This window comes from Streptomyces sp. NPDC046215 (assembly GCF_040646215.1).
Taxonomy (GTDB): domain Bacteria; phylum Actinomycetota; class Actinomycetes; order Streptomycetales; family Streptomycetaceae; genus Streptomyces; species Streptomyces stramineus.
This window is the reverse complement of sequence record NZ_JBEYZW010000109.1, coordinates 1-22,131: the sequence shown is the minus strand read 5'-3', so window position 1 is coordinate 22,131 and position 22,131 is coordinate 1. Positions and strand designations below refer to the sequence as shown.

Sequence of the window (22,131 nt, the reverse complement as noted above, 5' to 3'; positions counted from 1 at the left end):
GATACGCGCCGACCTCCACCTGGCCCTGCTCCAACTTGCCTGCGGCGTCATCTGCTTACGACGACTCAGAACCGCATTCTGAAATGACCAGTTAGTGGGATCGTCGCATCATTGAGGGGGAACCGTGCGGGACCGCATCTTGACCACCGTGCTCGCCGTCAGTGCCGCTGCGGCCGCAATGGTCACCGCCAGCCCGGCCTCCGCGGCCGGCTCGGTGTCCATCGCTGAGATCTACTACAACAGCCCCGGCTCCGACACACGGTCCAACACCAGCCTGAACGCCGAGTGGGTCCGCATCAAGAACACCACCAGCAAGCCCGTCAGCCTCAAGAGCTGGACCCTCACCGACAACACCGGCTACAAGTACACCTTCGGCACCTACACCCTGGCCGCCGGCAAGACCGTCAAGATCCACACGGGCCAGGGCCGCGACACCGCCACGGACCGCTACCAGAACCGCCGCGCCTACGTCTGGAACAACGACAAAGACAAGGCCACTCTGCGCACCAGCACCGCCAAGGTCTGGGACACCTGCTCCTACAACAACGCTGCCCGGTCCTCCGTCGCCTGCTGACGCCCTGCCGCAGCTCTGATCAACCTTGCGAAGCTTGCCGGCCGGGCCGGTGCTTGCTGTCCAGAGCCGGATCACGGGCGTCAGCAATGGTTCCACCAGGCCGTCCACGACGACATTGAGCGGTACGGCAAGCACTCGGCACAGCGCCGGTCCCCCCGGGGTCTTCGTCGCAGGTGCGACGCCTGCCCCGGCGGGGACGGGCCTGCGGATTCACGCTTCTGACGGGCCGGCGGCCACCCGGCCGCACCCCTTGCCCCCGCCGCCGATGAGGACCACCTTGGGAGACCCGATGGACGAGAACACCGCCGCACGGCGCGTTCTCACCAACGACGAATACCAGGACGCGGCCCGGCGCGTCCGCGAGGCCGCCCGCCGATCCGGGACCACTCTCACCCCAGCTGCTACGGACGACATCGTGGCGGCCCTCCTGACCAACGCCGGCCTTGTGGCTCCGCCCCCGGAACCGGAGCCCGGCGCGTGCACCGCGCTGTTCCCGGACGGCGAGGGCCTGTGGGCCCAGTGCGAGCAGGACCTCGGCCATGCCGACGAGTACCACAGTGATGGCGAGCTCGAGTGGACCGATGACCACCCCGACGCCGTCCCGCCGCAATGCTGACCCACCGATGAACACACAGGACCGCTCAGCAGGCCCCAGGGAGGTGGCGATCTCCCAAGCCGGATGGATCGGCCGACGCATTGGCGCCGTCCCAGGGGTGAGGCTGCTGCCGCCCAGCGGTGTCAATCCCGGCTCAAGCGGCGGCACGACGGCCGGCGGGCGCGATTATCACTGAGGCCGTGGAGGGCAGAACCGGGCGATGTGCGGGCTGTCCCGTCGCGCGTTCCCCGAGCCCGAGGGCGTTCCGGCCGATGCCCTGGGCCCGGTCGCCACGGCCGGCGAACTCTACACGCGCCCCAGCCGCCATCAAAAGGGCACCAAGCCCAGACGCGTAGAGTCGGCACCCACCCGACAGAGGCCGCTCGCAGACGGGTTCAGGCTGTCCAGGAGGATGGGCGGTGTGGACCCGAATCAACCAGGCGAAGCTGTCACCGAAGCGGGCTGGGCAGAAATACGTGCTGACGGGCGCGTACGTACGGAGCTGCTGGATGCGGCCTACGTGGAGCCGCGCCTGCGGCAGTTGTTCCCCTGGGCAGGCATGGGAGAGCTGCACTTCAGCCGTTGCACGGGGTTCCGCTGGACATGGGACATCCCCTACATCCAGCCCGCTGTGGGAGGCGGTTACTGGGTGTCCGGTCCCTCCCGCAAGGAGACGGTCGGCCCGGCGGCAACCTCGGAACAGGCCATCGCCATGGTGGTCGAACGTCTGCCGCCTGGCTGCGGACCCGCCTTCGTGGGGAGCCCGGAAGAGCTCTCGTCCCACGAAGCGACTGCGCGTAACCAAGCAACGGGCGAGGGATAAGCGACGATTTTAGGCCCAGTAGATGAACCAATTCTGACCCGTCGCATTGGATCCCATGTTCCACTGCTGGGCGCGTGCACCATTGCTACGGCTTGAGTTTTCGATTTCCAGCAGCATTCCACTGTTTTCGTTGATGAAGAAGGCCCCGTAGTCGCCGTTCAGGTCCATCTTCCTCCAGCTCTGAGTCTTATTTCCCGCGCAGTCCCACTGCTGGATCGGGGCGCCGTTGTCGCGGCGCGAATCCGCTACCTCAAGACACTTGTGAGAATTCACGTTGACCAACTGGTACGTGCCGTCGTACCCGTCCACGGCCCGCCAGCGGGCTCCTGCCTGGCCGTTGCAGTCCCACTGCTGAGCGCGGGCGCCGTTGGACTTGCTGGAATTCGCAATCTCAAGGCACTTCCCGCTACCCCTGTTGCGGAAGGTCACATCTCCTTCGGTCCAGTCTCGCGCCTGGCTCACTCCCGACGTCATGATAAAAACGGTAGCGGCTGATATCGCTACGGCGGCAGCTCTCTGAGATGTCTTCACTCTTAATGTCTTCCGCTAGGTTTCCTCATGAAGAGGATTTCCGATGGGCGTTCATGATCATATTCGCGTGATCCTGGAAACCGCAACTGCAATCGATGAGCGCAGGGGGCGCGAGCGCATGGGGCTCCGCCAAGAAAGTCAGCCACGACAGCGGGCAGGCCGCGCGGGCAGGGAGTCATGCTGCCGGGCCAGCGGCTGAGGCCCGCCAATAGCGGAACATCGCCAAACACACCCTTGCGCCATTGCGGTGCTGAGCGGACCGGGCCTCAGCTCAGCCACGCCCGGAACTGCGGTGTGCAACCGCCCTGGTGATGAAGCCCCAGGCTCCGCGTGCCCGATGGGGCCGGCCCGCTCGCCGGGAACCACGGGGCGCAGCGGAGCTGCCGGATTGGAGAAGTTGCATCGGAAGCTATGGGCGGGGCCGGCGAGGCGGAGGTGATGGGCTGCCTGTGCGCAGGCTCTCGTGGGGCTGGGCGAAGTGCACTGGAGGCAGGGGCGGCCTGCCCTCAGCGGCACGGACGGCTGTGTGTGACGGCCACGCCACCCTGGAGCAGCTGTACGAGCAGGCCGGAAGCCAGCGCATGCGGTCGACGTCAGCCGGACCTGCGTCCGCTGGGCCGGGACTACGGGAGTAGTTCCTGGGAGATGTGTTCGGCGTCGGGGCAGTAGGACAGGCCGGTCAGCGGCTGCTCGGTGAAGAAGCGGGTAATCAGGTCGACGATCTCCGCGCTGCGTTCGAAGGGCACCATGTGATCGGCGTCGGCGATGGTGGTGAACCAGCTGTCGGCGCAGGTGGCAGCGACTTCGCGGCAGAGGTCCGGTGTCGTCCCGGGCGGCCGCAGGCCCCTGTGTCCCTCACTCATGCCGCCACCCTCTCGCAGCCTCCGTCAGAAAACGAGAGACAACGGCACTCCGCATCGCCACGCCACCAACGCCGCACCGCCGGACTCGTGCCACCTGCATGTTCATCTCCGCCGTGCCGTCGACAGGTGGTCCTCAGCGGCCCAGGTCGTAGAGCTGGACCCGGGTCAGGACGCAGTGCGGTGGGTAGGCGTCGGCGACGATGACGTACTCGGCGACGCCGAGGGACCCGTCGCGGCCGAGCGGTAACCGTCGCTGCTGCGGCCACTTCGCCGAGGCGGTGCTGCCAGGCACCTGCCTCTGGTCTGGTTGATCTGGACCGTCGCCGCAATGATCGCCCCGAAGACCTCGCCCGGCAGCGAGGGGTCGCCCAGCAGCGCGTCGACTTCGCCGGACAGCTCGCAGGGCCAGCCTTCCGGCTCCTCCTCGTGCGGCTCACTCAACGGGAAGGCCCGCCTCGCGGCGCCGTGCGATGGCTGCGGCAACGCTCTTGGTCGGCAGTGTGCCGTTCAGCGCGGCCTCCGCGAGGGCGTCGCCGGCCGGATCGGTGTCGAGCATCACCTCGCACCACCAGCGGCGCAGGACCGCCTCAGCCTCCTCCGGCGCGGCCGCCAGGAGCTCGCGGTAGAACTCCATCCGCCGCTCACCGTCAACAGGTCAGGCGACGGTGTGGATCTGCAGTTGGCCAGTCCGTGGCTCTATAGCTGGCCAGTCGAGGCGCGACGTTTCGCCACTGCTGCCGGACCTCGTCTGTCCCGACTGGGGGGCACCGCGTTGGTGTCGGTTAGGTGGGGCAGATGGTCGTCGAGGTACGCGGCCAGCGCGGTGATGGTCGCCTGGCTGTGCAGCACCGTACGGGGCAGTGCGGTGCTCAGGGTGTGCTGGAGGCGGTTGCGAAGCCGGATGGTGATGAGGGAGTCCATGCCCAGTGCGGGTAGCGGGATGTGCGGCTCGACGCGATCGGGTGAGCAGCCTAGGAGCACGGCGGCCTGCTCGGTCAAGAGTTCTTGCAGCAGTTGGCGCCGTCGGCCGCGCGGAGCTTGCAGCAGCGCATCGAGCGGCGCCTTGTCTCCGGAGGGGTGGCCAGCTCCGCTGGTGGGCGCGGCGGCGGGCATGAGCGGACTGAGACAGGGGGAGGCCGCGACGGTGGGGTAGAGATCGAGATAGCGGGCCAGGTTGAGGGTGACGAAGCCGGTGTGTGTGCGGGCGTGAGTGAGGAGCGTTTCGAGCCCGGCCAGGGCGTCGTCGAGGGGGATGGTGGCGAAGCCGCGGTCGCCGAGGGTGCGGGCGTTGATGCCGGTCTCGGCCCAGGTGTCGGCCAAGGCGCCCCAGTTGATGCCGGTGGCGGGCAGTCCGGCGGCCGCGCGGTGGGTGATGAGAGCGTCGAGCCAGGCGGAGGCGGAGGCGTAAGCGGTCTGGCCGGGGGATCCGAGGAGCGAGACGAAGGAGGAGAAGCCCACCCACCAGTCCAGGTCGTACCCCTCGCAGGCCTCGTGCAGCAGCCATGCTCCCCGGGCCTTGGGACGCCAGACCCGCTCCAGCAGATCCTCGGTGATGCCGGTGATGGTGGCGTCGTCGACCACGGCCGCGGCATGGATGACTCCACGCAGGCTGTGGCCATGGCGTTCGGCGGTGCGCAGCAGATGGTCGGCGGTGCCGGGCTCGGCCAGATCGGCGCAGATCACTTCGATCCGGGTGCCGGTGCGCCGGAGTTCGCTCAGGAGGGCGGAGGTGTGTTGGCCGGGTTGGGAGCGGCTGTTCAGGACGATGGTGCCGGCACCGTTGCCGACGAGCCAGCGGCACAACACCACGCCCAGGTCACCCAGGCCGCCGGTGATGACGTAAGCGCCGTCGGGGCGGACGAGGGGGACGCGGTCGGGTGTCAGGAAGGCCGTGATGGTGCCGGTGGGCCACTGGTAGGCCGCGAGCTGGCGGGAGGGGGCTGGGCGGGCCAGGTCCTCCAGGGGTAGCCGGGCGACGGGCAGGATCGGCAGCGTCTGGCGGAGAAGGGCGTCGGCTACCTCTGCGAGCAGACCGGCGGCTGCGGTGGGCGTCGTGTTCAGGAGGGCGGAGGTGTCCACCAGGCGCGCGGCGATGGATTGCGAGCCGGGTTGCCTAGCGTGGGAGGTGGTGACCAGTAGTTGGCCTGCCGGAGCAAGGAGGGCGTGGGTGGCCGGGTCGGGGGCAGAGGTGGTGTCGACGATGATGTCCCATCGGTCGCGGCAGTCGGTGACCGAGGGGAGGGCGTGCACCTCGGCTCCGACGGCGGTGGCCGTGTGCCGGGCGGCCAGTGCCAGGGGCCGGGAGCCGATGATCAGGACGCGGTCTGTGGGGCGGATGCGGGCCAGGTGGTGCAGGCCGTAGTGGGCGGTCAGGTAGGGCAGCAGTGAGCAGGCCAGCTCGGCGGCGTCCTGGTGGGCGGGTACCGGGACGCACCAGCGGTCGTCGACCGTCAGGTGGCTGACCAGGTCGGTGTCGGTGGTCACGACAGCGACCTCTTGCCCGGCGGTCAGGGACGCTCGTGGCCCCGCTGCTGTCACGGTGCCGCTACAGGCATGTGGTGCAGGCGCGCCGGGCCCGTCTTCGAAGGGGCAGGTGGTGTGCACGGCGACGGTCACCTGGTGCTCTGCCGGTTCGGGGGGCGGTTGGGTGGCGGTGAACGTCATGGTGGTGCCGTCGGGTTCGGCGCGTACTGGCAGGTGATCGATCCGGTTTTCGGTGGTGCGGCGCTCGGCCGGGCTCAGGGGGGCGGGGACCAGACGGGCGACGTAGCGGTCGCCGTCTCGCCAGGCCACCTCGTCCTCCAGGTCGTCGGCCAGCAGTTGGGCGGCCACTTCCTGCGCGGGGGTGCGGGTGTCGGTGTCGTAGAGGGTGGGCTGTAGTTCCGGGTGCTCGTAGAGAAGCGTGCGCAGGACCCCGCGCAGCCCGGCGTGGCCGAGCGCCACGGTGTCGTCCTCGCGGACGGCGTGGCCGTGGTGGCTGAGGATGTGCAGGCGAGGGGGTGGGTGGTGGTCGGTCAGGGCCTGAGCGGTGGCGGTGAGGCGGGCTGTGCGCTGCTGGGCCCGCTGCGCGGCAGCGATGTCGTTGTCTGTGCCGGTGGTGGTGTCCGGTTCGAGGACGACGACGACGTCGGTGCAAGGCTGTGCGCTGTGTAGAGCTATGGCGAGGGCCTGGCGGATCCCCTCGGCTTCGTCGTTCGGGGCCGATGTGGGCGGGGCGCAGGCGAGCGCGGGCCGGCCGAGGGCTTGGGCGAAGTCGCGGTGCCACGGGTGCAGGTCCTGGGTTTCGGTGAGCAGCAGCCATGTGGTGTCCCGCCGGCTCGGGGAGCCGGCCGAGGGCTGAGGCTGCCAGCGGTGCTGGATGAGGTAGCGCTGCAGACGGCCGGCGCCCGGATACTTCGGGGCGTGGGCGAAGCGGACGTTTTCGGCGCGGGCGACGATGTTCCCGGTGGCGTCCAGCAGTCGCAGGGATCCGGTGACGGTGTGTTCGTCGAGTTCGTCGGCGCGGACGTGGCAGTAGATGCCGGTGGATGTGTCACCGTGTACGCGCAGTTCGCCGATGCCTTGCGGGTAGGCGGTGCCCGGTGGCAGGTCGGTGCGGCTGGTCCACAGGGCCAGAAGGGCCTGTAGGCACCCGTCCAGCAGCACCGGATGCCAGGCGAAGCCGCCGGTGTATGGGCGAGCCGCGTCGGGGACGGTCAAGCGGGCGAGGGCCTCGGGCCGGGCGTTGTCCGGTGAGAGGTGCAGACTCTGGAGGGTACGGAAGGCCGGGCCGTAGGCGACGGCGCAGGTGTCGGCCCAGCGGGCCCGCAGGGCTGCGAGGTCCGTCTCGACGGGGCAGCGACGGCGGAGGTCTTCCACCGGCAGGCGGTCGGGGCACCTCTCCTCGGCCGCGAGAGCGAGGGTGGCGCCGGCGTGGGGTTCGAAGTCGTCCCCGGATCGTGCCATGGCCTTCCATACGGCTGAGCCGCCGTTCTCCTGGGCACTGCAGGCCAGGTGTACCGGGTCCTCGCCGAGGTGCAGGAACGCGTCGAAGGTCACCTGCCGCACGGATACTTTCCGCACGGGCTCGGTGAAGATGTGGGTGGCGGCGGTCAGGGCCATCTCACACCAGGCCGCCCCGGCCATGGCCGGTCCCCCGACGGCCTGGTGATCCTTCAGCCAGGTTTGCCGCTGCAGGTCGACGGTGGCCTGCCACAGGTGCCGCCCGGGCCGGGCCGGGTCAAGGACATGCCCGCCCAGCAGGGGATGCCCTGCGGTGACGCCGGCGGCGGAGGGCAGGCCCCGGCTCAGCTCGGACGGTTCGATCCAGTGATGGTGTTCCTCCCAGCAGGTGCTCGGGACGTCCACCAACCGGCCCTCGACGTGCGTGTTCCAGGGCACGGGATAGCCGGCGCAGTGCACGGCGGCCACGTGGGCGGCGCAGTCCCGCTCCTCGTGTCCGTCCCGCCGCAGGGTGGGCACGACCACGGCCTCCCCGGCTCCGTGGGCGGCCAGCGTTTCGGTCATCGCACCGGCCAGCAGCGGATGGGCGTTGACTTCGACGAACAGGCGGTGGCCCGCGCTCTGGGCGGCTTGGACGGCTGCGGCGAACCGTACCGGGTGGCGCTGGTTGTCCGCCCAGTACCCGGCGTCCAGCCTGACCGGCGCGCGGGGGTCTTCGGCGACGGTGCTGTAGAAGGGGATGGACGCGGGCTGCGGCCGTACCTCGGCGAGCCGGTCGCGCAAGGGGGCGAGGATGGGGTCCATCTGTGCGGAGTGGGAGGCCACCTCCACCGCCACCCGGGCGGCCTCGACCTCCCCTGCTTCTTCCCACTGTTGCAGCAGGCGTTCGATCTGGGTGGCGTCCCCGGAGATCGCTGTGCTGTTCGGGGAGGCGATGACCGCCACCTCCACTTGGTCGCAGCCGCCCTCCGCCAAAGCCCTGGCCGTCTCCTCGGCAGGCAGCCGTACGACCGCCATCGCCCCGCCGCGGACGCGGGTGAGGAGCCGGGAGCGGCGGCAGATCACCTTCACACCGTCGGGCAGGCTCAGCGCTCCGCAGACCACGGCAGCGGCGACCTCGCCCATCGAGTGCCCGATGACAGCTGCCGGCACCACCCCGCGGTCACGCCACATCGCCGTCAGCGCCACCTGCAGGGCGAACAGGGTCGGCTGGACCCGCTCCACCCCGCTCACCACCGTGCGGGCGGTGAGGACCCCGTGCAGGGAAAAGCCGCTTTCCGCCCGCACCAGCGGTTCCACTTCCTCGAGAGCCGCGGTGAACGCCGCGTCCCTGCCGAGCAGCCCCTGGCCCATCCGGGCCCATTGCGAGCCGTGACCGGAGTAGACGAACACCGCCCCGTGCCCCTGCGGCGCGGCCCGGCCGGTGGTCACGGCGGTCGACGGCCGACCGGCCGCCAGCCGGCGAAGCCCCTCGGCCAGTTCGCCGCGGTCTGCCGCCACCACAGCGGCCCGGTGCGTCTGGTACGAGCGCCGCACCGCCAGCGTGTAGGCCACATCCCTCAGCGACTCCCCGGCACCGTCCCCCTCCAGCCAGGTCGCCAGCCGCGCCGCGGACTTCCGCAACGCCCCCGGGGAGGCCGCGCTGATCAGGAACGCCCCCACCCGGGCCTGGGACAGGTCCTTCGACTCCGGCGGTCGCCGTGACGGTGCGGCCGGGGCTTCCTCGACGATGACGTGCGCGTTGGTGCCTCCGACGCCATAGGAGGAGACCGCCGCCAGCCGGGGCCGACCCGGCACCGGCCACTCAGTGGCCCGTGTGGGCACGAACAGCCGGCATCCGCCAGCGTCGATGTCGGGGTGCCACCGGGTGAAGTGCAAGCTGGCCGGCACCAGGCCGCGTCGCAGGCACACGATGGCCTTCAGCAGTCCCGCCACGCCGGAGGCAGGCTCGGTGTGGCCGATATTCGTCTTCACCGACCCGATCGCACACCGTCCGGGCCCCGTTCCGTAGACCTCCTTCACTGCGGCGAACTCCCGCGGGTCCCCCACCGGTGTGCCCGTACCGTGCGCCTCCACCATGCCCACCCGCCCGGCATCCACCCGGGCCCGGTCCAGGGCCTCGGCGAACACGGCCGCCTGCGCCCGGGAGGAGGGCACGGTCAACTGGCCGGAGTCGCCATCCTGGTTGACGGCCGATCCCCGCAGAACCGCCAGGACCCGGTCCCCGTCCTCCTGGGCGGCAGCCAGCAGTTTGAGAACAACAATGCCGCAGCCCTCGGCCCGCAGATACCCGTCGGCCCCTTCGTCGAAGGCCCGGCACCGGCCGGTAGGCGAGTACATCCGCCACCGGGCCGAGGCCGCACTGACTTCCGGCCCCAACGCGGCCGAGACGCCACCCGCCACCGCGATCGGGCACTCACCGGCCCGCAGCGCCTGGCACGCCAGGTGCACCGCGACCAGCGACGAGGAGCAGGCGGTGTCGACCGCCAGACTGGGGCCGTGCAGATCCAGCAGGTACGACAACCGTCCCGCTCCCACCCCGTGCACGGCACCGGAGAACCAGTACGCGTCCGCTTCCTGCGGACGGCGGTGCCCGCGCAGCAGGTTGTCCATCGAGTACATTCCCGCGAACACACCTGCCTGGGAGCCCCGCAGGGCCTGCAAGGGGATGCCGGCGTGTTCCAGCGCCTCCCACGCGACCATCAGCAGCAGCCGGTGCTGCGGATCCAGCCAGTCCGCCTCCTGCCCCGACATCCCGAACGCCTGCGGATCGAACGCGCCGATATCCCCTTCAAGCCATCCGCCGAAACGGATCAGCGCCGCTACCTGCTCGGGCAGGGCCTGCTCCAGCGCTTGGGCGCCCCACCGGTCCTTCGGCACCGGACCGACCGTCTCCCGCTCCTCCTCCAGCAGCCGCCACAGTGCGCTCAACGAGTCCACGCCACCCGGCAGACGACACGAAGCCCCGATCACGGCCACGGGCTCGGCCGGCATGCCGACGGAATTGCCGCGGTATTCGGTCATCATTTCTCCCGGGTGGCGCGCACTGGTCCATCACGAAGGTCCGCGGAAAGGTTCTTCCCGCATCCTGTGCACTTGCCCTCGCGTTCGCCGGCGTAGAGCACGAGGTCGCTTGACGGCACAGCAGGCCGGCGGAAACGCGATCTACTACTCAGGCAAGCGCCGCCACACCTGTTTCACCGTTCCAGCGTCGGTCATTTCCGCTCGCGCCAGCAACGATTTCCCGTTCAGGTCACGGAATTTCTTGGCGGTGCTGCGCGCGTGCAAAACCCCCTCGAATCGCACCGAACCACCGTGCGCGATTCCTGACGCGCTGCCTGTCAGGACCAGCAGGTCATCACCCTGCACGGCGTGGACCGCGATTTTCACGGTTGCCGTTTCCGTCCCGTCGCTCAGACGCACCGACTCGTGCGTTGCCACGTCGGTCACTTGATGACCGTTCACCTGACCACTGCCGCGGGCCGAATACTCCAATCGCACCGTGTCGTTTTCCACATCCGTGACCCGGGTCGCATTGACCATGTTTTCGATCTCTCCTACCAGTTCACCGGACACGTCACACTCCTTTTCGCTCGAAGATCGGCTTCATGTATACAGTGAAGGCGAACAGCGAAAGACGCTAGGTGATCTGCGAAGATCTCCCAAAAGCAGAACGTATGTCGCGTCCGTACGAATCACGAATCGGAGGTGAATCGGCGAGCACACGGAGTCGCGAAACCCGCCAGGCACGCCGCCCGACTGAATACTCGTACGCCGTCCGCTGTTAGGGATGAGTACGGCGGTGCGAGGGCGGAACAGTGCGCTGGAGAAGGCGATCGTCGTGGCGCGACCGTTCCAGTCGTCTCCTGAATTCTGCCTAGTCAGAGTGCCTGCGGGCGTCGACAGCTCGGTGGACAAACCCACGATCCGTCTCAGCAGATCGAACACAGCCCTCCGACCGTCCGGACCGCCGGGCGAACGAGCGCACAGGCACAGAAGCCGTCTTTCCCACGTACAGCACGCTCCAGCCGTATTGCTCGACTCCTGCGGTCCACTGGGGCGGGGGAGCGATCGTGCCGGTGCAGAACAGTGTCCCGTCGGGCTCTATGACGGTCAGCTGCGCGATGCGGTCCGGCCCGGTGGGGGCGCTGCAGGTGGCCGGCCACCGGTCGGCGTGTGCGGGTGCCTGTCGCATCCGGCCGACGGGCGGGAACCCGCGGGTTAGGGGGTGCTCGATGGGCCGGTGATGTGCCCAAGCTGAGGGGCGGTCGTGCTACGCCGGCCGCGACCTCGACTGCACCGGAACTTCCCCGCCCCGCCCGCCCCGTCCCTCCGAAGGAGCATGACGCCTCGCCCCCGGTGAGCAAGTCCAAAGGTTCGCGGCCTTGTGTGGCTAACAGTGTTAGCCTTACTTTGAGCTAACACTGTTAGCCACGCTGTCTCTCAACCGGGGTTCTCATGCACACCGTCCGCACTCACATCGACATCGCCGCTCCGGCCCTCCGCGTGTGGCAGGTGCTCACCGACTTCGCCTCCTACGCGCAGTGGAACCCTTTCATCGTCAGCGCCAAAGGCACGCCCGAGGCAGGCGCCGTGCTGGAGAACGTCCTCGTCAACAACGGCACCACCATGCGCTTTCGTGCCAGGGTCCGCGCCGCTGTACCCGGACAGGAACTGCGCTGGCTCGGACATCTCTGGGTACCGCGTCTCCTCGACGGGGAACACGCCTTCCTCATCGAGGAGACCGGCCCTGACAGCGTGCGCCTCACCCAGGCCGAGACCTTCACCGGCGCACTCGTGGCCGTGCCCTTCGTACGACGCAAGCTCGATGTCCACGACGCCTTCGCAGCCATGAACACCGCCCTCAAGCAGCGAGCGGAGCGGCAGTGAACTCCGCTCAGCAGCCAGCCCGCACCCCGCGCACCTCCCGCGCCGCCCAGATCGTCGCCGCCGCCCGCGACTTGCTGGAGGAGCGCGGTCGCGATGAGCTCACCATGCGCGCCCTCGCCGAACGCCTCGGCATCCGCGCCCCCTCTCTCTACAAACACTTCCGCAACAAGGAAGCCGTGGAAACAGCCCTTGTGGAAGACGGGCTCGCCGAGATGGGCGCCGCCCTGCACACTGCTCTGCGCAAGGCGTCCGCCCTCGACCGCGTCCCGGCGCTCCTGGCCGCATACCGGCGGCATGCACTCGCCCACCCGGGCCTGTACCGTCTCTCTACCACCGGCCCCCTGCCACGCGAGGCCTTGCCCGACGGACTGGAGGAATGGGCCGGCAGCCCCTTCTTCCTCGCCACTGAGGATCCCCACCTGGCCCAGGCTCTCTGGTCGTACGCGCACGGAATGGTCGACCTCGAACTCGACCGCCGCTACCCCGACGGCTCCGACCTCGACCGCACCTGGCAGGCGGGCGCTCGCGCATTCACAGCGCCAGGAGCCGACGAGGGATTGTCTGGCAGGTCCTCACCGAAGCCATAACCGGATCGCGGCGTGACCGTGCTTGGGAAGACGTACGCTTTCTTGTCGTATCTGGTTGCTACGGCCGGGAAGCCCCTGAGGGCGTTGGTGGTTCGTTCGGCTTCGTTCCTGCGGGCATAGCGTGCCCACTCGAACCCGGTGGTGGGTCGGCCGCCGCGGCTTCCACGGCGTTGGCGGTTGGCTCGCTGGTCCCGGCGTTCGGCGATCGTGTGCCGGATCTGCCATCGCCGCAGGCGGGCTTGGCAGGCCGCGCAAGCGGCCGGACCGCGTGCGGGCCGACAAGGCGTACGACTCTCGAAGAAACCGCTCCTACCTGCGCATATGCGGGGTAAAGGCAACGATTTCGGTTCTGCGGACCGAGTCCGAGATCGACTGAAGCGCGGCTCGCTCGGCGGCCGCCCGCCGAGCTTCGACAAGGGACGACTACAAGCAGCGGCACGCGGTCGAGTGCGGGATCAATCACCCGTAAGCGCCACCGAGCCGTTGCCACCAGGTACGACAAACTCGCGATCCGCTATCACGCGACGGTGCCGGTCGCCGCAGTAAACGAGTGGCTGTGAGACACCCTGGCTGCGACCATGTGGCAGTGAACGCAGATCTCCCGGACGGATGGACGATGGAGCGGGTCCGTTCGGTGTCGGGCGATGCCGCAGCGGATCTGCTCTCGCTTGAACGACTCGTCGTTGTGGAAAAGTTCGGCTCTGCCGACTACGACGTTCTTCAGCCCGAAGTCATCCTGTCCTTTCATGGCCTGTGCCTCGCCCGGGCTGATGACGAGTGGTTCATGGGAGAGCTCGATGCCGACGGCTCGCTCATCTGCTGGGCTTCCTACGGCTCCGACCTGGCCGAAGCCATTCGCGGGCTGTGAGCTTCCCGCGGTGTGAGTGGGTGGCGCATCCGGACGAGATCGCTGTACGCGTCGGGGCCGGGCTGGTGGACGACTTCGGCGACCCGCCGTCGGGGCGTGGCGATGGTCGAGAAGGACCAGGTGCGCTGTGCGGTCGTGCTCAGCTCGTCGGTCACACCGGGCCCAACGAGCAGACCCGGGTGCCGGGCACGGGTGAACTGCCCGGAACTGGGCGCTTTGTCTACAGCCCGGGGCGGGTCAGGACGGTGCGGGCGAGAGCGGGCGTCCAGGCCCCGGCGCCGGATGCCTGGGCCAGGCGGCGGAGGCTGGGCACGTCGATCGTCCGTACGCCGCCGGCGGTGCGGATGTGGACCAGGCCGTTGTCGTGGCGCGCCTGGAGCCCGTGCACGCCGGTGTCGACCCACCTCCTCTCTTCTATGCCCACGGTCATGCCTGGTGGCCGGGGTTTATTGGTCGTACGCCCACGCGCGGCCGGTCTGCCGGTACTCCTCCACGGAGATCGGTTGGACGCCGGGCCGCATGCGGGCGGTGTACAGCAGGCCGTGGAGATGGTCGATCTCGTGGGCGACGAGCCGGGCCAGGCCCCTCTCGTACACCGTGGTGACCTCGGTGCCGTCCAGCGCGGTGGTCACCACCGTGATCATCAAGGGCCGGGGAACCATGCCGCGGACGTCGAAGAAGGACAGGCACCCTTCGAACTGCTCGTCCATCTCCTCCGAGCGGGCAGTGATGCGGGGGTTGAGCAGGACGATCGCCGCGGCGGCGGGGTCGGCCGGCTGAACGACGGCCGCCGCCCGGGCGATGCCGATCTGCGGGGCCGCGATCCCCATGCCCTTGGCGAAGGGGTGGACGCGGGCGATGCGCTCCATGGCGGCGAACAGCGTCTCGGCGGTCTGCTCGGCGGTGTCCTTCTCGGCCGGCAGGACAAAGGGCCGGGCGGCTTCGGCGAGGACGGGGGCGCCGTACTGCACGACGCCGAGGTCACGCATCTGCTCGCTGGGCCGCACCGTGGTCACCTGACGTCTCCTCGGATCGTGTCGTGTTCGGGCCTCGCGCGAAAGCGCCAGGCAAGACGGTAGCGGGCGTGCAGGTCCGGTGTGGAGGTCGTCCAGGAGAACAGCCGCGTCCCGTTCTCGTCCCGCCTCACGGGTGCGGTCCGCAGCGGCGCCTCCTCGGCGGTCATGGAGGTTTCGGTGCCCCACACGACCGGGTCGAGGGCGGCGGGGAAGGCGAGCTGGACCTCCAGGTGCTCGGTGGGCAGCCGTACGGCCCGCTGGAACCAGCGGCCCCATTTCTCGTCGCCCACCGCGTACGTGTACTCGATCCACACGGACTCGCCGGGGTAGAGGGGGAAGCGGCCCTGGTCGTTCTCGAAAAGCAGCCAGACCTCTTTGAAGGCGTCGCGGTCGTGTTTGGCCTTCCAGCGCATCGCCTCACCCCTGCACGTCGAGCTCAGGGCGAGTTCGTTCCAGGTGAGCGGGTGGGTGCGGTAGTGGGCGTTGGAGCGTTCCGGCTCGCCTGGATAGCGGTCGACCGAGATGCGGATCAGGTAGCGGGTGACGGGCTCGGTTCCGGTGTTCCGCAAGCGCCGGCGCATCGTCAGCCGGTACAGCCGCCCGTCGTAGTCCAGCCGCGCGGCGTCGTGCTCGACGACGAGCGCCGAGCCGGCCGCGTACGGCTGCTCGGGAACCATCGGCCGCGAGGGTGCCGCCAGGACCGCCCGCCCGTTGCGGCCCTTGACGGCCTCGTAGTCGCACCACCGCTTCCAGATGGCCTTGCCGGCGCCCAGGGCCTCGTCCGCGCGGCGGGCGAAGTCCTCGGTGGGCTTGTGCCTCCCGGACTCCACGTGGCTGACGTACGAAGGGTCGAAGCCCATTGCCGCCGCGAGGGCCCGTTTCGACAGGCCCCTCACCTCGCGCCAGTAGGCGGTCTCGGCCGCGAACGCCTCGGCCGCCTGTTCCGCGGTCATCGCATCGTGCTGTTCTCCCATCAAGGGCCCCCGCCCGGCCGGCTGGTTGGTGACGAGGTGAGTGAACCGTGAGTGAGGCCGATTCACCATCCCGTCACCGCTATTGACCCCGGTTTCCTTCCCATGACCGGCCCGGATCCACCCGGGCCAGCAGGAGGGAAAAGCATCATGCGGCTGCTGTACCTGCTGAACATCTCCAACCCCGGACGGCTGTCGGCCGACTCCGGCTTCACCTTCGCCGACCTCCTCACCCCCGCGCTCGCCGACGCGGGCGTGGACGTGACCGTGGCCGCCCCGGCGCCGGCCGGGGATGCCCGGGTGGGCTTCGCGCCCACCGTCTCGCCGTCCACGAAGTACCGGGCTCGCCTCGACCCCGGCCTCGACGCCCTCGTGGCCCTCATCCGCCGGGTTAAGCCGGAGGTGGTAGTGGCCAACCAGGTCGAGGCCGCCCCCGCGATCCGGGCCGCCCTCCTCGAAGCCGGGACGGATGCACGGATCGCGGGGTACTGCCACTACCTGCCGTTCTCCTTCACCGATGACGGCGACCTGGAGCTCGATCCGTCCATGGACGACGGCGGCCTCGGCCGGCCGGTGCTGCTGGCCTTCGCCGCCGGCCTCGCCGCCTGCGACCGCGTCCTCGTCCACTCCGCCACGGCCGCCGCCTGGACCACGGCAGCGGCCGAGGACATGGGCGTGGACCTCGCCGAGAAGCTGCACATCGTGCCCGCCCCCAGGGACGAACGCCTCGTCCGTGACCCCGCCGACGTCCCGCCGCCCGACGGCCGCGCGGCCGCCATCTACAACCACCGCCTCTACGCGCACTACGGCACCGCCCGCTTCACCGCCCTCGCCCGCCGCCTGACCGCCGACGCGCCGGTGGGATTGACGGTGATGGACCTGTTCGGCACCCGCAGCCCCGAGCGCGTCCGCCTCGATCCCAGCCCCGAGCGGCACCGTGACGAGCTCGCCGCCCTGCCCGGCGTCACCATCGCCTCCGACCGCGGCGACCGCGTGCGCTACCGGGACCTGCTGGCCGGCTCCCACTTCGGCATCGCCCCGTTCCGGCCCGGGTGCCCGTGGTCGATGTCGGTGGTGGACTGCCAGGGGATGGGCCTGCCGGTCATTGCCCCGCGCACCGGGTGGCTGGCCGAGCACATCGACGACGACCTGCTCTTCGACACCGACGAAGAAGCCGTCCAGATCGCCGCCCGGCTGGCCACCGACGGCGAGTTCTACCGGGTGCACACCAAGCGCGCCCACGCCTCCACCACCGACTTCGCCCCCACGGCCGTGGCCGCCCGCTACCTGGAGGCCATCGCATGACCAACGCCTTCGATGCGGTCATGCTCTCCTACGACGAGCCGATGGCGAATGCCCTGCACCGGCGCCTGGGCCGGGTGCTGGGCGGCCCGGTCAAGCGCCTGCACGGCGTGCAGGGGATGCGCCGCGCCTACCGGCTGACGGCCGAGCTGGTCGACACCGAGCAGTTCTTCCTCGCCGACGGCGACTTCTCCATCGACACCCGTTTCCCGGCCGCCGACGTCGAGCCGCTGGTCGAGGGCGTGTCGATGCGGGTGTGGCGGGCGGTCAACCCGGTCAACGGGCTGACGTACGGCTACGGTGGGCTCAAGCTGATCCGGCGGTCCGCGCTGCGGGAGATGGGCGAGGCCGTCGACGTCCTCGCCGCCCTCCCCGGCAAGGTCGAGTTCTGCCAGGACACCGCCGGGACGACCCGCTTCAACCAGAGCGCGTACCACGCCTGGAAAGCTGGCTTCCGTGAGTGCGCGATGCTCGCGCGCGGCAGTGAGTACGGCATGAACGACACCGACGTCCGCGCCCGGATCGACGCCTGGACGTCCAGCAGCACCGGCGACTTCACTACTTACGCGGCGGCCGGCGCCCGCGGCGGCATCACCTTCGCTCACGACGCGGCCCGCGACCCCAAGCGGTTCGACCTGCTCAACGACCCGGCCTGGCTGCGCGAACGGTTCACGGCCGCGCATGGCGAGCAGGCAGTCGCCGGATGACCACCGAGCCCCCGCTGGTGCTCATCGAGCCGGGTGCCCACCGGCTCGGTGGGCACCACCCGCGCACCCTGGCCGCGCTCGCCGCCGCGCGGCCCGGCAGCTGGGTCATCGCCCCGTATGGCGCCGCCGATCCCGCCCCGCTCCGCCAGGCGGGCGCCCGCCTGGTCACCGGCGCCCGGGGACCGGCCGCGGCGGTGCTGTTGGCCGTTGCCCAGTGGGCGAACGCTGTCTCGGCGGCCGGGCAGAAGGCGTTCGCCTCCCGCCGGTGGCCGCTTGCGCTGCGGCGGGCCCCGCACCAGGTCACGCTCCTGGCCCGGTGCCTGAAGGAGGCCGCGTGCCTGCGAACGGCCCGGCTGCTCGTCCGGGAGCCGGCGGCCGTGGTGGTGCTCAGCGCGAGCGAGGCCCTGCACGGCGCCGCCGCCCTCCTCGGCGGACAGCCCCATCTGCGGTTCATCCACGAGGCCGTCACCGCCGAGGACGCGCCGGTGCGGCTGCTCGGATACCTCGCCCGCCGGGGCGAGCGGCGGGTGGTCGCGCTGTACCCGACGGCGGCCGTGCGGGACCAGTTCGCCGGCGCCTTCCCGGATCTGGCTGGGGTGACGCGAGCCTTCGCGGTGGACGACGGGAACCGGCTCACCGAGGTGGAGCGGGACGGTGCCCGCACCGCCCTCGGCATCCCCGCCGAGGCGGTGGCGGTGTGCCTGGTCGGCGGCTGGTGGCCCTACAAGGACATCGCCACCATCGACGCCGCCCTCGCCTGCCTCACCCAGCCACTGCACCTCGTGGTCACCGGCACCCCGCTCGACGAGGAGATGCTGGCCCGCTGGCACCAGCTCCCGCGCCTCCGCCTCCACACCGTGCCCGGCCCGGTCGGCGAACAGGTCCTCCGCCTCGTCTACGCCGCCGCCGACGCTGCCCTCGTCGCCCGACGACCCGGAGTGGGCAAAGAGTCCGGGCTGGTCAGGGACGCCGCCCGCCTCGGCGTCCCCCTGCTCGTCTCCGACCACGACCCGGACCTGACCAGCCGGATCACCGGGCAGCCGTGGGCCCGGCTCTTCCCGGCCGGCGACCCCGCCGCCCTCGCCACGGTGCTGGACGATCTCGCCACCGAGCCACCGCCCCGGCCCGGTACCGGGGCCCCGGCGGTGCTGGGCATGGCCACGGCGGCCGAGCAGGCCGCCTTCCTCGCCACCACCTACACCCGCCTCATCGAGGAGCTGACATGACGCCCGCCCCGCCCGTGCTGGTCGCGGTGATCGGCCCCGTGGAACCGGCCCTGCTGACCGCCTGGACCGCCCACTACCGCGCACTCGGCATTACCGCCTTCCACCTGGCCTTCCACTTCCCCGACCATGTCCCCGGCCCCTGGCGGGACCACCTGCTGACCGCCGTCGGCGAGCTCGGCATCACCCCGGCGACAGTCAGCACAGGGCCGTGGCACGAGCACACCAACTCCGAGCTCCGCGACCACCTGCGCGAGCAGGCCGGGCCCGGCTGGCACCTGCTCGCCGACTCCGACGAGCTCCTGACCTTCCCCGCCCCGCTGGGGGAGGTGATCGTCACGGCGGAGAGAGCGGGGCGGGTGGTGGTGGGCGGGCTGATGCTCGACCGTGTCACCCCCGACGGCCGGCTCGCCCACTGGCGGCCGGAGACCGGGCTGGACCGCGCCTTCCCGCTCGGCGGGCACCTCACCCACCGGCTCCTGCACGGCGATCCCCGTAAGATCGTCCTCGTCCACGCGGGCGTCCCGGTGGCCTCCGGCAACCACCGTGCCCCCGGCCACAAGCCCGACCCGGGCGCGCTGGCCTGCGTGCACCACTTCAAGTGGCGCGCGGGCGTCCTGGACGACCTGCGGCGCAGGGCGCAGAACTTCGCCTCCGGCAACTGGGCCGAGCACACCCCGGCGGTCCGCGACGAGGCCGGGCGCCTGTTGGATCACGTCGAGGGGCACCACGGGCGGATCGACGTCGCCGACCCCCGCCTCGGCTTCCGCCGCGTCACCCTCGACCAGCTCCCGGCCGGGTGGGCGGCCGAGGCCCGCACTATCGTCACCCGCTGGCGCCCACCTGCCGCGAACCCCCGCCGGTAGACGACCCTGATCGGCGAGAATGGGGTGCAGGGCCCGGCCGAGAGGAGAGGTGGACGTGACCACGCGCGAGCCGCTGGCGGCGTTGCTGGTGGGCATCACCGGCTCCGGCAAGACCACCCTCGCCCAGGCCCTCGCCGACCGCGGCATGATCCGCCTGTCCGTCGACGAGGAGGTCCACCGCCTCCACGGCCGCTACGGCATCGACTACCCCGAGCACACCTACTTCGAGCGCGAACGCCCCGTCGTCGACGCCGTCCGCCGCCGGCTCACCGAGCACCTGGCCGCCGGGGACGACGTCGTCCTCGACCACGGCCTGTGGCTCCAGGTGGACCGCGACGCGTGGAAGAAGCTGGTGGAGGCCGCCGGCGGCCGGTGGCGGCTGGTCTACCTGCCGGTCGACCGGGACGAGCTCCTGCGACGCCTGGCCGACCGGAACCGGCGCGAGGACGCCAACGCCCTCACCGTGACCGCTTCCGCGCTGGACGACTTCTTCGCCCGCTTCGAGCCCCCGGCCCCCCACGAACAGGCGATCATCCACACCGGCGACCCGGCCCAGACCTGCGCCGCCGTCCTGGCAACCGAGCAGGAGCGGGGCGGGCGGCCCGGCGTACGCTGAAGCCATGGCCGGGAGAGTGCGCCGGTGCCGCTGGTGCCGGGAGCCGATCCGGGCGGCAGCCCGCCGGGATGCGCGCGGGCGGAGAAGAAGGTGACCGAGGCGTTCGTCGCCGAGTTCACCCGCGTCCATGGCAAGACCGGCCTGCTGGGAAAGATCGCCACCGCGTCCCTGGGCGCCCCCGACGGCTCCGTGCGCGAGGTGGTCTTCCCGGCCGCCGACAGGGAGAAGCCCCCCTCAAGGACCTGGTCGCGGAGGTGAAGGCCACCAACGCCGCCTTCGCCCGCTCCAAGCGCGAGGTGTTCAAGTCCTCCTACAGCAATCACTACCGGCGCGGGCTGATTGAAGCTCCTCGGCGTGCTCCAGTTCCGCCCCTCCAACCGCTGTTTCCCATGCCGGAGCAGGCCCGGCTCATCCTTCGTCCAGCGCATCCTTCGAGAGTGGTGAGTACGTGAACGAGCCTGGGCGGGATAAGCCCCTGGGCCTTGCGGTCACCAGCCACCGCAGGGTCCCGGCACGGCGATGTCGACGGACAGCACCGCGGGCAGGGACGCGGGAGGCGAGGACGTCCGGTGTCCGGGCGGGCTGGTGCTGAAGATGATGTCCAGGTCGTACAGGTTTCTACCGGGAGCTCCTGCCGGTCATAGTGGTGGTCCAGCGCATGCCGAGTTGGTCGAGTTCGGCTCGGCGCTGTTCGGTGAGTTTGTGGGCTCTGCGTCGGGTGTTGTCGAGGACCATGCCGAGCTTGATTCCCAGGCTGTCAGCATCTCCAGTACCGCCGTCTGGTTCTAAATGATGTCCCGTAAGCCCTGGTTAGGCGTGTGATGATCTTGGCGTGAGTGTTGTGGTCACGGCGTCTGAGCCGGGGTGGATAGGTCTGTTCTCCGGGCTGAGCGAGCGGCAATTCCGCAAGCTCGTGGGAGTTGTGCGGCGTCGTGGTGGCGGTGCGCCGACCGGCGGTCGACCGTGGTCCCTGCCGCTGGAGGACCGGATCCTGCTGGTGGCCGCGTACTGGCGCACGAACCTGACGATGCGGCAGCTCGGCCCGCTGTTCGGGATCTCGAAGTCGGCCGCGGACAGGGTCATCGATGACATCGCGCCGCTTCTCGCGCTTGCACCGGTACGGCGCCGGCACCCTGCCGGCACGGTACTGATCGTGGACGGCACCCTGGTCCTCACCCGCGACCGGAGTGTGGCCGCGTCGAGCAAGAACTACCGGTACTCCACCAACCATCAAGTCGTCATCGATGCCAACACCCGGCTGGTCGTCGCGGCCGGGCGGCCACTTCCCGGCAACCGGCATGACGCCCGTGCCTACCGGGAATCCGGAGTGGACCGTGCTGTGCGGAACGCGCCGGTCCTCGGTGACGGCGGATATCGAGGCACCCCTGCCCTCATCCCGCACTGGCCGCGGAAGGACCGGCCGCTCACACGGGAACAGGAAGCCGACAACATCGTTCACCGCCGGGCCAGAGCTCGCGTCGAACATGCCTTCTCCCGGATGAAAACCTTCAAGATTCTCCGCGACTGCCGCCTGCGCGGCGACGGTGTTCACCAGGCCATCCTCGGCATCGCCCGACTCCACAACCTCGCCCTCGCGGGATAGCCCGCGAGAGAACGAAAAGCCACCCAACCTGTCCCAACAACCCCTTACGGGACAACCTTTAGTGTCCTGAGTCGGAGATTCGTCTGCAGTAGGTGGCGACTTTGTCGAGGATCTCGTCGGCGGTCTTCGTCCAGACGAACGGCCTGGGATGCTC

22 protein-coding genes and 1 pseudogene are annotated in these 22,131 nt (G+C 70.2%); 13 read left to right on the top strand and 10 right to left on the bottom strand.

Annotation, left to right across the window (positions count from 1 at the left end; translation table 11 throughout):
- Positions 1–124: 124 nt before the first annotated feature.
- From ABZ951_RS30360 to ABZ951_RS30350, 3 genes are all read left to right on the top strand, one after another.
- Entirely contained in the window at positions 125–574 is a 450-nt protein-coding gene (locus tag ABZ951_RS30360; protein ID WP_344096227.1) for a lamin tail domain-containing protein, read from the top strand.
- Positions 575–863: 289 nt separating this feature from the next.
- Complete coding sequence (locus ABZ951_RS30355; RefSeq protein WP_344096229.1) at positions 864–1,190, top strand: hypothetical protein; 327 nt, start codon at positions 864–866, stop codon at positions 1,188–1,190.
- A 400-nt stretch (positions 1,191–1,590) separates the two neighbouring features.
- A complete protein-coding gene (locus tag ABZ951_RS30350) occupies positions 1,591–1,992 on the top strand; it encodes a DUF6193 family natural product biosynthesis protein (protein ID WP_344096231.1) in 402 nt (133 codons plus the stop codon).
- A 9-nt stretch (positions 1,993–2,001) separates the two neighbouring features.
- On the opposite strand, the gene ABZ951_RS30345 is transcribed toward ABZ951_RS30350, so the two are convergent.
- The 6 genes from ABZ951_RS30345 to ABZ951_RS30320 form a co-directional block, all read right to left on the bottom strand.
- Positions 2,002–2,466, bottom strand: a complete 465-nt coding sequence (locus ABZ951_RS30345; protein ID WP_344096233.1) for an RICIN domain-containing protein — start codon at positions 2,464–2,466, stop codon at positions 2,002–2,004.
- A gap of 680 nt (positions 2,467–3,146) precedes the next feature.
- Complete coding sequence (locus ABZ951_RS30340) at positions 3,147–3,386, bottom strand: hypothetical protein (RefSeq protein ID WP_344096235.1); 240 nt, start codon at positions 3,384–3,386, stop codon at positions 3,147–3,149.
- A gap of 133 nt (positions 3,387–3,519) precedes the next feature.
- Positions 3,520–3,678, bottom strand: coding sequence for a hypothetical protein (locus ABZ951_RS30335; RefSeq protein ID WP_344096238.1), 159 nt, complete (start codon positions 3,676–3,678; stop codon positions 3,520–3,522).
- Positions 3,679–3,819: 141 nt separating this feature from the next.
- Complete coding sequence (locus ABZ951_RS30330; protein ID WP_344096240.1) at positions 3,820–4,020, bottom strand: hypothetical protein; 201 nt, start codon at positions 4,018–4,020, stop codon at positions 3,820–3,822.
- Positions 4,021–4,082: 62 nt separating this feature from the next.
- Positions 4,083–10,322, bottom strand: coding sequence for an acyltransferase domain-containing protein (locus ABZ951_RS30325; RefSeq protein ID WP_361281257.1), 6,240 nt, complete (start codon positions 10,320–10,322; stop codon positions 4,083–4,085).
- A gap of 174 nt (positions 10,323–10,496) precedes the next feature.
- Positions 10,497–10,904, bottom strand: coding sequence for a hypothetical protein (locus ABZ951_RS30320; protein ID WP_344096245.1), 408 nt, complete (start codon positions 10,902–10,904; stop codon positions 10,497–10,499).
- Between the two features lie 882 nt (positions 10,905–11,786).
- On the opposite strand from ABZ951_RS30320, the gene ABZ951_RS30315 reads away from it, so the two are divergent.
- A complete protein-coding gene (locus tag ABZ951_RS30315) occupies positions 11,787–12,218 on the top strand; it encodes an SRPBCC domain-containing protein (protein WP_344096247.1) in 432 nt (143 codons plus the stop codon).
- On the top strand, positions 12,215–12,805 hold the full coding sequence (locus ABZ951_RS30310; protein ID WP_344096250.1) for a TetR/AcrR family transcriptional regulator: 591 nt from the start codon (positions 12,215–12,217) through the stop codon (positions 12,803–12,805). Before ABZ951_RS30315 ends, ABZ951_RS30310 begins: the two co-directional genes overlap by 4 nt.
- Here the strand turns inward: ABZ951_RS30310 and ABZ951_RS30305 are convergent.
- A pseudogene (locus ABZ951_RS30305) lies at positions 12,791–13,062 on the bottom strand (IS5/IS1182 family transposase); the annotation flags it as partial. The gene ABZ951_RS30310 and the pseudogene ABZ951_RS30305 sit on opposite strands and share 15 nt — an antisense overlap.
- Before the next feature lie 329 nt (positions 13,063–13,391).
- Between ABZ951_RS30305 and ABZ951_RS30300 the strand changes: the two are divergent.
- A complete protein-coding gene (locus ABZ951_RS30300) occupies positions 13,392–13,673 on the top strand; it encodes a hypothetical protein (RefSeq protein ID WP_344096253.1) in 282 nt (93 codons plus the stop codon).
- 220 nt (positions 13,674–13,893) lie between these two features.
- On the opposite strand, the gene ABZ951_RS30295 is transcribed toward ABZ951_RS30300, so the two are convergent.
- From ABZ951_RS30295 to ABZ951_RS30285, 3 genes are read right to left on the bottom strand one after another with little or no spacing between them, the layout of a single operon-like run.
- Complete coding sequence (locus ABZ951_RS30295; protein ID WP_344096255.1) at positions 13,894–14,103, bottom strand: hypothetical protein; 210 nt, start codon at positions 14,101–14,103, stop codon at positions 13,894–13,896.
- A 16-nt stretch (positions 14,104–14,119) separates the two neighbouring features.
- Positions 14,120–14,689, bottom strand: coding sequence for a peptide deformylase (locus ABZ951_RS30290; RefSeq protein ID WP_344096257.1), 570 nt, complete (start codon positions 14,687–14,689; stop codon positions 14,120–14,122).
- Complete coding sequence (locus ABZ951_RS30285) at positions 14,686–15,642, bottom strand: helix-turn-helix transcriptional regulator (RefSeq protein ID WP_344096259.1); 957 nt, start codon at positions 15,640–15,642, stop codon at positions 14,686–14,688. Before ABZ951_RS30285 ends, ABZ951_RS30290 begins: the two co-directional genes overlap by 4 nt.
- Positions 15,643–15,810: 168 nt before the next feature.
- On the opposite strand from ABZ951_RS30285, the gene ABZ951_RS30280 reads away from it, so the two are divergent.
- From ABZ951_RS30280 to ABZ951_RS30250, 7 genes are all read left to right on the top strand, one after another.
- Entirely contained in the window at positions 15,811–16,965 is a 1,155-nt protein-coding gene (locus ABZ951_RS30280; protein ID WP_344096261.1) for a glycosyltransferase, read from the top strand.
- A complete protein-coding gene (locus ABZ951_RS30275) occupies positions 16,962–17,669 on the top strand; it encodes a hypothetical protein (RefSeq protein WP_344096263.1) in 708 nt (235 codons plus the stop codon). The genes ABZ951_RS30280 and ABZ951_RS30275 overlap by 4 nt, the downstream gene beginning before the upstream one ends.
- Positions 17,666–18,895 (top strand): hypothetical protein, encoded by a 1,230-nt coding sequence (locus ABZ951_RS30270; protein ID WP_344096266.1) that lies wholly within the window; start codon positions 17,666–17,668, stop codon positions 18,893–18,895. The genes ABZ951_RS30275 and ABZ951_RS30270 overlap by 4 nt, the downstream gene beginning before the upstream one ends.
- Entirely contained in the window at positions 18,892–19,758 is an 867-nt protein-coding gene (locus ABZ951_RS30265; protein ID WP_344096268.1) for a glycosyltransferase family 2 protein, read from the top strand. The genes ABZ951_RS30270 and ABZ951_RS30265 overlap by 4 nt, the downstream gene beginning before the upstream one ends.
- Positions 19,759–19,813: 55 nt before the next feature.
- Positions 19,814–20,374, top strand: coding sequence for an ATP-binding protein (locus ABZ951_RS30260; RefSeq protein WP_344096270.1), 561 nt, complete (start codon positions 19,814–19,816; stop codon positions 20,372–20,374).
- Between the two features lie 24 nt (positions 20,375–20,398).
- On the top strand, positions 20,399–20,632 hold the full coding sequence (locus ABZ951_RS30255; protein ID WP_344096272.1) for a hypothetical protein: 234 nt from the start codon (positions 20,399–20,401) through the stop codon (positions 20,630–20,632).
- A 574-nt stretch (positions 20,633–21,206) separates the two neighbouring features.
- A complete protein-coding gene (locus tag ABZ951_RS30250; protein ID WP_344096274.1) occupies positions 21,207–21,977 on the top strand; it encodes a transposase in 771 nt (256 codons plus the stop codon).
- Positions 21,978–22,131: the final 154 nt, after the last annotated feature.

What these genes read in the sequence shown, in the direction of transcription:
- ABZ951_RS30345 (WP_344096233.1), bottom strand. Translation starts at nt 2,466, where the DNA reads ATGACGTCGGGAGTGAGCCAGGCGCGAGACTGGACCGAAGGAGATGTG.
- ABZ951_RS30325 (WP_361281257.1), bottom strand. Translation starts at nt 10,322, where the DNA reads ATGCCGGCCGAGCCCGTGGCCGTGATCGGGGCTTCGTGTCGTCTGCCG.
- ABZ951_RS30340 (WP_344096235.1), bottom strand. Translation starts at nt 3,386, where the DNA reads ATGAGTGAGGGACACAGGGGCCTGCGGCCGCCCGGGACGACACCGGAC.
- ABZ951_RS30265 (WP_344096268.1), top strand. Translation starts at nt 18,892, where the DNA reads ATGACGCCCGCCCCGCCCGTGCTGGTCGCGGTGATCGGCCCCGTGGAA.
- ABZ951_RS30285 (WP_344096259.1), bottom strand. Translation starts at nt 15,642, where the DNA reads ATGACCGCGGAACAGGCGGCCGAGGCGTTCGCGGCCGAGACCGCCTAC.
- ABZ951_RS30295 (WP_344096255.1), bottom strand. Translation starts at nt 14,103, where the DNA reads ATGACCGTGGGCATAGAAGAGAGGAGGTGGGTCGACACCGGCGTGCAC.
- ABZ951_RS30355 (WP_344096229.1), top strand. Translation starts at nt 864, where the DNA reads ATGGACGAGAACACCGCCGCACGGCGCGTTCTCACCAACGACGAATAC.
- ABZ951_RS30280 (WP_344096261.1), top strand. Translation starts at nt 15,811, where the DNA reads ATGCGGCTGCTGTACCTGCTGAACATCTCCAACCCCGGACGGCTGTCG.
- ABZ951_RS30275 (WP_344096263.1), top strand. Translation starts at nt 16,962, where the DNA reads ATGACCAACGCCTTCGATGCGGTCATGCTCTCCTACGACGAGCCGATG.
- ABZ951_RS30330 (WP_344096240.1), bottom strand. Translation starts at nt 4,020, where the DNA reads ATGGAGTTCTACCGCGAGCTCCTGGCGGCCGCGCCGGAGGAGGCTGAG.
- ABZ951_RS30315 (WP_344096247.1), top strand. Translation starts at nt 11,787, where the DNA reads ATGCACACCGTCCGCACTCACATCGACATCGCCGCTCCGGCCCTCCGC.
- ABZ951_RS30270 (WP_344096266.1), top strand. Translation starts at nt 17,666, where the DNA reads ATGACCACCGAGCCCCCGCTGGTGCTCATCGAGCCGGGTGCCCACCGG.